Here is a 7,037-nt window from a genome sequence, read left to right on the forward strand (position 1 = left end):
GGTGCTCGGACTGTTCACGGCTGCCTGCGGAGGGCCGACCGGGAACACGACGACCACGGCCGCCGAACCTCTCGTGGACGGCACCCTCAACTATGCCGTCACCCAGGACCCCGGCAACCTTGACCCGTCGTTGACCGCACTGTCGGTCACCCGCCAGGTCGACGAGCTCGCCTATGACACCCTCCTGCACACCGACCCCAGCGGCCACCTGCAAGCGCAGCTGGCACTGACGTGGGAGACGGACGGCAAGACCGCGACGTTCGTTCTGAGGCCGGGTATCACCTGCTCGGACGGCTCCCCGCTGACGGCAACCGATGTCGCTGACAACTTCAAGTTCATCGTCAACCCGGCAAACCAGTCGCCCCTGCTGGGTGTCTCCGCCCCGGCAGGCCTCAAGGTGTCCGCCGAGGACGGCACCCGCACCGTCAAGCTCGTCGCGGCCGCGCCCACGCCCTTCCTGCTCGAGTCGGCCGCCGACATCCTGATCGTGTGCCGCTCGGGGCTGAAGGACCGTGCGAGCTTGGCGCACCGGACCGCGGGAACCGGCCCGTTCGTCCTCGGAGATGCCGTCGCCAACGACCACTACCTCTACACGCGACGCGACGGGTACAACTGGGGCCCGGAGGGCACGCGCCGCAACGCGACCGGCGTGCCCAAGAGCGTCAACGTCCGGATCGTGTCGAACGCGACGACGGCGACGAACCTGCTCCTGACCGGTGGGTTGAACCTCATCAGCGCGACCGGCCCGGACCTGGCTCGCCTGCAGAACCACCACCTGTGGCAGGTCGACCAGGCCACTCCGCGAGGCCTGCTGTGGTTCAACGAGACTGCTTCTCGCCCTGGCGCGGACGAGACCGTCCGGCGCGCCCTGATCGGCGCCGCGGCAAGCAGCGACGTCGGCAAGGTCATGACGGCCGGCTTGGGCCTTCCTTCGCGAGGGCTCATCACCCAGACGCCCCGGGTCTGCGACACCGACACGGTCAGTGGGGCGCTGCCCAAGATGAGCGTCGCTGCGGCCAACCAGGCACTTGACGCCGGCGGCTGGGTCAAGGGTGCCGACGGGGTCCGGAGCAAGGACGGGGTCCGGTTGACGTTCCAGTTCCTGCTGCCGGCCAAGTTCGGCGATGCAGGGACGGCCGGCACCACCCTGCTGGCCGACATCTGGAAGCAGCTCGGCGTCGAGGTCCACATCCAGACCCAGCCGGACACCGCACTGCAGCAGACGCTGTTCGCGACCGGATCCTGGGATGCCGCGTTCGTTCCCCTGACCGTGTCCCTGCCGAGCCAGCTCGTGCCGTTCCTGTCCGGGCCTGCGTCCCCGAACGGCACCAACTTCGCCCACATCTCCAACGCTGACTACAACAGCAACGTCCAGCGCGCCTCCGCCCTGACCGGCTCTGAAGCCTGCGCCCTGTGGTCTGCAGCGGAGCGGGCCCTCATCACAAGCGGCGACATCGCGCCCCTGGTCAACGACCGCATCTCCTACTTCGGCAAGGGCGTCCAGTTCAAACCGGAGTCCGCGGGGATCGATGTCTCATCCATCCGGATGGTCAAGCAGTGAGTCGTCCCCGGCCTGTGTCCTGGCAGGGTGCGGGGTGAGGCGCAGCGCGTGGGCCCAGTTCATCCTGCGTCGCGGCCTACGCCTGCTGGGCTCGATCTTCGCGCTGCTGCTGGGCACGTTCGCGATGATTCACCTCATACCGGGAGACCCTGTTCGGGCCTCGTTGGGATTCACCGCGCCAGCTGAACTGGTCCGAAGCCGTCGCCACAGCCTCGGACTGGACCAGCCGTTGCCCCAACAGCTGTGGCACTACCTCAGTTCTGCCGTCACGGGTGACTTCGGCACGTCGATGTCCAGCAGCATCCCGGTCTCAGAGGTGATCAGCGAACGCCTTCCGAACACCTTGGCGTTGGCTGGTCTCGCCTTCGTAGTCATCATGACGGTCAGCACGCCGCTGGGAATCGTCATGGCTGGCATCACGCGGGATGGTCGCGCCAAGAACACGGAGCTGGCTTTCACCACGGTGACCGGCATCCTCGTGGCGATACCGGAGTTCTTGGTCGCGGTCGGCTGCGTAGCGCTGTTCGGTGTCGTCCTGGCACTCGTGCCCGTCGCCGGACAGGCCGGCCCGAGCTCCTACGTGTTCCCTGTGGTGGCCCTGGCCGTGGGGCCGACCGCGGCACTGGCCCGGATCGTGCGGGTGGAGACGTTGCGCGTGCTGGCCATGGACTACATGCGTACGGCGCGGTCCAAACGTCTGCCCACGCATCGGCTCTACGTCCGGCATGCGTTACCGAACCTGCTGACGGCGTCGCTGACCATCGGCGGGCTGCTGGTCGGCTCGCTCGTCGCGGGGACCGTCCTGGTGGAGAACGTCTTCGCCTGGCCGGGGCTCGGGATGACGTTCGTCGACTCGATCAGCCAGAAGGACTACCCGCTGGTGCAGGGCATCGTGGTCGTTCTCGGCACCGGGGTCCTGCTCATCAACCTTCTGGTCGACGTGCTGCTGGCGGTGCTCGACCCGCGTTCGACCATCAAGGAGGGCTGAGCGATGACGACAACGCGGACCGCAGCGTGGCGGGGCCCGCTCGGGGTGGCCTCGGCCGTGATGCTCACCGTGCTCATCGGGGTCGCGTTCGTGGCGCCGCTGCTGCTCGGGCACCAAGCCGAGCTGCTCGACACGGCCAACCTCAACCAGCCTCCGTCAGCTGAGCACCTGCTGGGTACTGACAGTCTCGGGCGGGATGTCGCGGCCCGTGTCCTGGTTGCGACCAGACTCTCGCTGCTTCTCGCCTTGACAGCCACGACGATCGGCGTCGTGGGCGGACTGCTGCTCGGTGCGTTGCCCACGGTGCTCGGGCGCCGGGCCGGCCGCCTCATCAGCGCCGCCGTGAACATCGGTGTCGCCTTCCCGCCGGTGCTGATCGCCCTGAGCCTTGCTGTGGTGTTCGGAGTCGGGGCTCGCGGCGCCACCCTGGCGATCGGTGTCGCGTTCATGCCGGCGTTCGCGCGACTGACCCGGACGCTGGCAGCGAGCATCAGCAACGCCGACTACCTCGCCGCGGCTCGCCTTGCCGGGGTCAGACCGGGACGACTCCTGCTACGCCACGTGCTGCCGAACATTGCCGAACCACTGGTCGTCAACGCGGCCACCGGAGCTGGCGGGGCGCTGCTTGCCTTTGCCAGTCTGTCTTTCCTCGGGCTCGGGGTGCAGCCTCCGTCCTACGACTGGGGCCGACTGCTGCTGGAGGGTCTGAACCGGATCTACCAGTCACCGGCCGCGGCTCTTGGCCCCGGGGTGGCCGTCGTCTTCGCCGGCCTGACCTTCAGCCTCCTCGGCGAGGTAGCCGCGGCCGCCTTCGGGCAGCGCTCACCGGCCGTGAGCCGTCGACAGGAGCACCCGCCGACGTCCGCGCCCACGTCCATGAACGAGCAGGACCAGCCCCTCGCGTCCGTCGAGCCCACGGGGAACCTTCTGGACGTGCGCGGGCTGACCGTTTCGCTGCCCACCAGCTCTGGCTGGATCGAGCCTGTACAAGGCGTCGACGTCCAGATCCGGGAAGGCGAGATCGTCGGCATCGTCGGGGAGTCCGGATCAGGAAAGAGCATGACAGCGCTGTCGATCGCAGGGTTGCTCCCGGCAACGGCGAGATTGCAGGCCAGCCAACTGTGCTTCGCCGGCAGCTCCCTGCTGGGCTTGTCCGGCAGCGCACTGCGGGAACGCTTGAAGGCGTCGATGGCTGTGATCTTCCAGGACCCGATGTCCTCACTGAACCCTGCCGTGCGCGTGGGACGACAGGTCGGTGAAGTAGCTGAGGTCCACGCCGGGGCAGCCAAAGCGCAAGCACAAGAGTTGGCCGTGGCCGCGCTGCGCGAGGTGCAGATCACCGAGCCAGCGCGACGCGCGCGTCAGTACCCTCACGAGTTCTCCGGCGGGATGCGGCAACGAGCCATGATCGCGATGGGGCTCATCGGCGCCCCCCGGCTTGTCATCGCCGATGAGCCCACGACAGCCTTGGATGTCACGGTTCAGCGCCGGATTCTCGCTCAGCTGTGTGGACTTCGCGATGAGCACGGTATCGCCGTCCTGCTCATCTCCCATGACATGGCCGTGATCTCCGAGCTGTGCGAGCGGGTCCTGGTCATGTACTCCGGCCGCATCATCGAGCAGGGCCCGATACACCAGATCCTCACCTCACCACAGCACCCGTACACCCGCGCCCTCGTGGACACCATCCCCGGCATGGACACCGAGCGGGACAGGCCGTTGCAGACCATCCCCGGCCGGCCGCCGCATCCAGCCGCACGACCCCAGGGGTGCGCCTTCAGCCCTCGATGCCCACTGGCGCAGGAGCGCTGTCACAAGGAGCAGCCACCGCTGAGGATGTCGCGCACCTCACCCAGCAGCCAGTCAGCGGTCGCCTGCTGGTTCCCGCACCCCGTCACAGATGGCCAGATGAGAGAGGGTGTACCGGCCCCATGAGCGCTCTGCATTTGGTCGGGGCCAACCTGCGCTTCGGTGATCACGCCACCGGCGTCCAAGCTCTCGACGAGGTCAGCCTCGAGGTCCCGCAGGACTCCATTGTCGGCCTCGTCGGTGAGTCAGGGTCAGGCAAGTCGACGGTCGCACGGGCGCTGGCTGGGCTGGTGGACCTACAGTCCGGCACTGTCGCCCTGGATGGTCTGCCCCTTCCGCCCCTTCGTCGGCGAACTCGCCAGCAGCGGCGCCGGGTCCAGATGGTGTTCCAGGACCCGTACGCGTCGCTGAACCCGCGAATGCCTGTCGGGTCGGCGATCGCCGAGGCCTTGCCCCGGTCGAGCCGCCGCAGCGACAGGCGCGCCGCCGTCGGATCCATGCTCGAGCTGGTGGGCCTTGACCCCGACGTGGCCGCACACACCCCGGGTGCCCTGTCGGGCGGGCAGCGCCAGCGCGTCGCCATCGCGCGGGCTCTGGCCGCTGAACCCGCCTACCTCATCGCTGATGAGATCACCTCCGCCCTGGACGTGTCCGTCCAAGGAGCCATCCTCAACCTCATCAAGACCTTGCATCGACAGCTGAGCTTCGGCCTGCTGTTCATCTCCCACGACCTGGCCGTGGTGCGCTACGTCAGCGAGACCGTGCACGTCATGTACCGAGGCCAAGTTGTCGAGTCCGGACCCAGCGCAGCAATATTCGCCTCACCGGTTCACCCCTACAGCCGCGTCCTGCTCGACTCGCTGCCGGGGGCGGCGGCGCAGCCCTCAGGTCCAGCCTCCCTGCCGGGGGAGGAGCGTCCCAGCCAGGAGCTGAGTCACGGGGCCGGGTGCCGGTTCAGCGATCGGTGCCCGAACGGGCCGATGGTTCATCCGGAACGCAGCATCTGCGCCGAGGCCGACCCGCGAACCGATGCCCCTGCACGCCAGCACCATGCCGCATGCCACTTCGCTCCGCTCACATAGACGGGTTGGTCACCCGCGGGCGTCCATCGGCGCCCGGGGTATCGCACTTCGTATTTCGGTACAGAAACGCCCGCTCACGGGTGTCCAGATCGAACGAGATGAGCGCCGCCGCGTTCAGGAAGGCTGATGACCATGTCTCTTCACCGCCTCGAGCAGCAGCTGACGCAACGACTGGCCGACCTGTGCGGCGACTCCGTGCCGGGGGCGAGTCTCGCCATCAGCGACGGTCACGACGTCCTGGCGGTGGCACACGGCGTCACGAACGTGGACACGCGTGAACCCGTCACCACCAGCACCCTGTTCCAGATCGGCTCGGTGACCAAGGTGTACACCGCCTCGATCATCATGAGCCTGGTCGATGCGGGGCTCGTGGAGCTCGACAGCCCCGTGCGAACCTACCTTCCGTGGTTCACGGTTCAGGACTCGTGCGTGTCGGAGCAGGTGACGGTCCGTCACCTGCTGACGCACACCGCCGGCTTCGAAGGGGACGACTTCACCGACACCGGCCGAGGTGACGACGCGCTGCGCAGGTACGTCGAGGGGCTCGGCGGCGCGGCACAGATTCACCCGCTGGGCCAGATGTTCTCGTACTGCAACAGCGGCTTCTCCACGCTCGGTTCGATCATCGAGGCGGTGACCGGGCAGAGCTGGGACGCCGTCCTGGCTGAAAGGCTCTCGGGTCCGCTGGAGGTCACAGTGACGACCCTTCCCGAGGAGGCCATCCTGAAGCGGCACGCGCTCGGGCACATGGACAGCCCACCGGCAGGCAACGGGTCCGGCCTGGGCGCCGCCGGTCACCTTCAGGTGGCCCCCGTGTGGGCGCCTCCGCGCTCGGTCGGGCCGGCGGGGACCATCTGCTCGAGCGCCACCGACGTCATCACCTTCGGACGGATGCACGCCGATGCGGGGCTGAGCCGCCGCGGCGAGGCGATCCTCTCGGCCGCGTCCGTCTGGGCAATGCAGCAGGAACAGGTGCGCCTGCTGGACCCGGGGACCCTCGGCCGGGGATGGGGGCTTGGCTGGATCCTGCACGGCGACGGGGTCATCGGACACGACGGGGCCACGTTTGGCCAGTACGCCTTCTACCGGCTGCACCCGGCCACTGGCACGGCGATGGCGTTGCTGACGAACGGGCCCGGTGCCCGCAGCGTGTTCGATGCGCTGTACGCGGAGTTCTTCACCGACATGGCGGGCGTTCCGGCACCGGTTCCCGTACGACCGCCGCAGGCAACGACGGCCGTGCCGGACCCCGGCCGGTTCGTCGGCGACTACGAGCGCGCTGAAATGCGCATCGAGGTCAGGCAGGACGGACACGGCTTGGCGCTGACCACGGTGACGCTCGGCCCGTACGCCGAACTCGCCGGGCCGCCGGAGACGATCCGCTTCGTCGCGCTCAGCGGTGACACGCTGGTCACCGAGGAGCCACTCCCGCAGTCCGGAGTCCACACCACCGCTCACTTCATCGTCCCGCCGGGGCAGGCTCAAGCTGAGTGGATTCACTTGGGCGCACGCGCTACTCGCCGGACAGGCCGTTGACTCACCCGCAGGAGGTTGCAACGGTCGGGCAGGTCCAGCGGTGAGCTCACTGCTCCTGCAG

5 protein-coding genes are annotated in these 7,037 nt (G+C 68.3%); all 5 read left to right on the top strand.

Going from position 1 to position 7,037, the window contains the following annotated elements; translation table 11 throughout:
- A partial coding sequence (locus tag ACPYOM_RS19985) for an ABC transporter substrate-binding protein (protein ID WP_481347286.1) occupies positions 1 to 1,561 on the top strand: 1,561 nt, incomplete at its 5' end.
- 34 nt (positions 1,562 to 1,595) lie between these two features.
- Positions 1,596 to 2,549, top strand: coding sequence for an ABC transporter permease (locus ACPYOM_RS19990; protein WP_481347287.1), 954 nt, complete (start codon positions 1,596 to 1,598; stop codon positions 2,547 to 2,549).
- Between the two features lie 60 nt (positions 2,550 to 2,609).
- Positions 2,610 to 4,484, top strand: coding sequence for a dipeptide/oligopeptide/nickel ABC transporter permease/ATP-binding protein (locus ACPYOM_RS19995; RefSeq protein ID WP_481347288.1), 1,875 nt, complete (start codon positions 2,610 to 2,612; stop codon positions 4,482 to 4,484).
- Positions 4,481 to 5,440, top strand: a complete 960-nt coding sequence (locus ACPYOM_RS20000; RefSeq protein WP_481347289.1) for an ABC transporter ATP-binding protein — start codon at positions 4,481 to 4,483, stop codon at positions 5,438 to 5,440. The genes ACPYOM_RS19995 and ACPYOM_RS20000 overlap by 4 nt, the downstream gene beginning before the upstream one ends.
- A gap of 132 nt (positions 5,441 to 5,572) precedes the next feature.
- Entirely contained in the window at positions 5,573 to 6,976 is a 1,404-nt protein-coding gene (locus ACPYOM_RS20005) for a serine hydrolase domain-containing protein (protein WP_481347290.1), read from the top strand.
- Positions 6,977 to 7,037 lie beyond the last annotated feature (61 nt).

The organism is Monashia sp. HAY1-2A (genome assembly GCF_056755315.1).